3 protein-coding genes and 1 riboswitch are annotated in these 3,554 nt (G+C 30.1%); all 3 genes read left to right on the forward strand.

Annotated features, from left to right (window positions below):
* The first annotated feature begins 183 nt into the window (after window positions 1–183).
* Window positions 184–266: riboswitch (cyclic di-GMP riboswitch) on the forward strand.
* A 108-nt stretch (window positions 267–374) separates the two neighbouring features.
* The 3 genes from BUB56_RS18975 to BUB56_RS18985 all read left to right on the forward strand — a co-directional run bounded on the left by BUB56_RS18975 (window position 375) and on the right by BUB56_RS18985 (window position 3,475).
* Window positions 375–830, forward strand: a complete 456-nt coding sequence (locus tag BUB56_RS18975; protein WP_110942807.1) for a chemotaxis protein CheW — start codon at window positions 375–377, stop codon at window positions 828–830.
* A gap of 27 nt (window positions 831–857) precedes the next feature.
* Window positions 858–2,249, forward strand: a complete 1,392-nt coding sequence (locus BUB56_RS18980) for a methyl-accepting chemotaxis protein (RefSeq protein ID WP_242946443.1) — start codon at window positions 858–860, stop codon at window positions 2,247–2,249.
* 68 nt (window positions 2,250–2,317) lie between these two features.
* Window positions 2,318–3,475 carry a cache domain-containing protein gene (locus BUB56_RS18985; RefSeq protein WP_190014779.1) on the forward strand — a complete coding sequence of 386 codons (1,158 nt, stop codon included), beginning with the start codon at window positions 2,318–2,320 and terminating at the stop codon, window positions 3,473–3,475.
* Window positions 3,476–3,554: the final 79 nt, after the last annotated feature.

Here is a 3,554-nt window from a genome sequence, read left to right on the forward strand (position 1 = left end):
GGATTCCTGAGAACATCTACATCAGAGGTGCATCATAATTTAAAAGTTCTGAATTAAATTATGAAAAAGTTATGATGTATTCAGCGGAATATGAGTTAAAATTAAAAAAATAAAAACATCTACTAAGATAAAACAAAATATGTTATTATTTTGACATAAAGTCCTATTTTACGACATTTAAAATAAAATAATAAGCAAACCTGTCGAAAAATGGGGGCGAAAAGCTAAAGGGCCTAAGGTTAAAGCTACGGCAGCCAGTTGCTAAGATTACTTTAATCATAAAGTAATAGTCTTTAAGTCATTTTCTATCAGTGATTATCTGTTTACTAAAAGGGTAATTTTATTTTTTAAATTATCATGAGAGAGGTGAGAAAATGTCAGAAAAGCAGTATGTTATTTTTAAGCTTGGTAGTGAAGAATATGGTGTTGATATTATGACTGTAAGGGAAATAACAGAACTAAAAGAAACAACAAAAATACCTGATACCCCAAATTTTATAGAAGGAGTTATAAACTTAAGGGGTAGTGTTGTACCTGTAATTAATCTGAAAAAGAGATTTACCCTTGAAGAAACTACCATTAATAAAAACAGCAGAATTATAATTGTAACCATCGGAGAAAAACAAATAGGCTTTATCGTGGATGATGCATCTCAAGTTATGACATTAAAAGAAGAGGATATAGAAAATCCACCAGAAATCATTGCTGGAGTAGATAGAAGGTACATAGTTGGAATAGGAAAAAGAGAAGAAAAAATAATCATACTTTTAGACTTAATAGCTGTATTTTCAGAGGATGAAAAAAGAAAAATTGAAAATATGAAGATGTAAGAAGAAAAGCTTGAGGAGGTAATCAAAGTGAAGGAAAAAGAAAATATAGTAAAATCAAATAAAAACTTTTTAAAAAATATAAAAATGACATATTTGTTGCTTATTATATTAATTCTTACTTCTGTATTCATAGGATATTTAACCTATTCCGCTTTAAGCAATATGACAATTTTAAGTAATGATATGAATAGCCTTTATCAAAATTTTGAAAGTATGAATAAAGAACAATTACAAAATATGGTTAATGAAGCCAACAGACTTTACGGTAATGCCAGAAATTTATTTATAGGCGTATCTTTTGGGGTTATTGCAGTTCTTGCTATATTCACATTTATACTTATGCAATTATTAAAATCTTCAATGGCACAAATCAACAGCGTACTAACAAAACTTTTAGACTATGATTTTACAGTCGAATTAGAAGAAGACGGTAAAAATGAATTTGCCCAGATGAATCGTTCTTTAGGTGAAGTTATCAAAAATATGAAACAAGCACTGGCGGAAGTGAAAGGAAGCTCTGGTGAAGTTACAGGCCAATCTCAAAGCTTAGCCGCTATATCAGAAGAAATGACAGCATCTTCTCAGGAACTGGCAACTACTATGCAGCAGGTATCTGAAGGAGCAACAAATCAGGCTCAGGATCTGCAAGAGATAGTAAATTCTTTACAAGACCTTACAAATAACATTGAAAATGTATACAGTGAACTTAAACTTGTAAAAGACGAAACAGAAAATGCAGAAAATAAAGCCAATATAGGAAAAGAAGAAATGAATGTGTTAGTAAAATCCATTGAAGACATTAAAAGTGCTTTTGAATTAGTTGTAGGTAAAGTAGAAACCTTAACCGCTTCAGTAAAAGAAATCAGCGGCATAACAGAGATCATATCAGGTATATCAGAGCAAACGAATTTACTTGCCCTAAATGCAGCTATTGAAGCAGCAAGAGCAGGAGAACACGGCAGAGGCTTTGCCGTAGTAGCAGAAGAAGTACGAAAGCTAGCTGAGGAATCAAGACAATCTACAGAAAAAATTACAAATTTAGTTTCCTCTATAACGAAAGATACCGATGATGTAATCAGTACCTCAAAAAATGTAGAAAAATCAGTAAAAGAACAAGCATCGTCTGTTGAAAACACAGTAAAATCCTTTGGAGAAATATTAGAATCAGTAGAAAACATAGCACCCCTTATGAAAAACACCTATGGTGCTATGGAAGAAATTGTAAAATCAAAGGATATAGTTATGGAAAAGGTAGAAGGAGTAAGTGCCGTAACAGAAGAAAACGCAGCAGCAACAGAAGAAGTGGCAGGATCTTCAGAAGAACTTACTGCATCAAGTGAAGAAGTAGCAGCAACAGCACAAAGTTTAAGTCAAATAGCCATGAATTTAATGGAAACTGTAAATCGGTTTAAAGTATAGAGTATTGGCTATATGGGTAGTAGTTAAAAAACTGCTACCCACTTTATGCTATGGGAGTTGTGAAAATTATGAAAAAAAATATACAAAATAAAATATACCAAGGTATAAATATAAAAAGTATTTTATTTTTAGCTATTATTTTACTTGCTTTTATCGTAGTTTTAATTAGTTATACATCCCAGAATTTTGTATCAAAGATAGAAAAAGAAATAAAGCTTGAGCTAAAACAAAAAGTAGACATGGCATACAATGTGATATATCCTACTATTAATTCCTACAAAAAAGGAGAAATAACCAAAAAAGAAGCAGAAGAAAAAATAAAAGATATAGTTTCAAATATGATATATGGAGATACCAATTCAGAAAACTATATATTTATGAGTAGCTATGAAGGATATTATCTAGTACAGCCCTTTGAAAAGGAAAAAGAAGGGGTAAATATGTGGGATTATCAAGATTCAAAGGGGAATTATGTAATAAGAGAACTAGTAAAAGCAGCTCAAGAAAAGCCATATGGTTCCTATGTAAAATACTTTTACAATCTTCCTGGTACAGAAAAAATATCTGAAAAACTATCTTATGTTAGAGGTATTCCAGAAATACAAGCCTATATAGGTACAGGGGCTTATTTAGATTTAAAAAAAGAAGAGTTATTTTTACTATTGAATAAACAAAAAAATATTATGATAGCATTTACATTAGGAATTGTCTTTTTAATGATGCTATATGTTTCTAAATATAAAATTTTAAATAATCTATTGGTAGGGGAAATAGAAAAAAGAAAAATAATAGAAAAGGAACTTTTAGAAGAAAAAGAAAGGGAAATTATACAAAAAAAACGACTAGAAACTCTCTTTAACAACTCTCAAGATGCAATAGTAGAGTTTGACAGAGAAGGAAGAATATTAAACATAAATAAATCCTTTGAAAAAGTTTTCGGCTATTCTATAAAGGAAATTGTAGGAAAAGACATAGATGAAATTATTGTTCTCAAAAAAGAATATAAAGAAGCTAAAAAATTAACAGACAAAACTTTAAAAGAGGGAGTTATTTATACCGAAGGGATAAGATATAAAAAAGACAAAACTTCTGTAGATGTTTTAATAAGAAGTGTTAGTATTCAGAAGGAAGGGGAAGTAGTAGGAGGATATGGAATTTACACTGATATAACCCAAATAAAAAATTATGAAAAAAAGCTAGAGTACCTAAGTGAGGATATTGCATAATTCAAAAATTGAAATTGTGGATAAAAATCTGTGAAAAATCCCAAATTGACCCTAAAAAAGGTTAGACAACCCCTATAAA

This window comes from Geosporobacter subterraneus DSM 17957 (assembly GCF_900142145.1).
GTDB lineage: Bacteria > Bacillota > Clostridia > Peptostreptococcales > Thermotaleaceae > Geosporobacter > Geosporobacter subterraneus.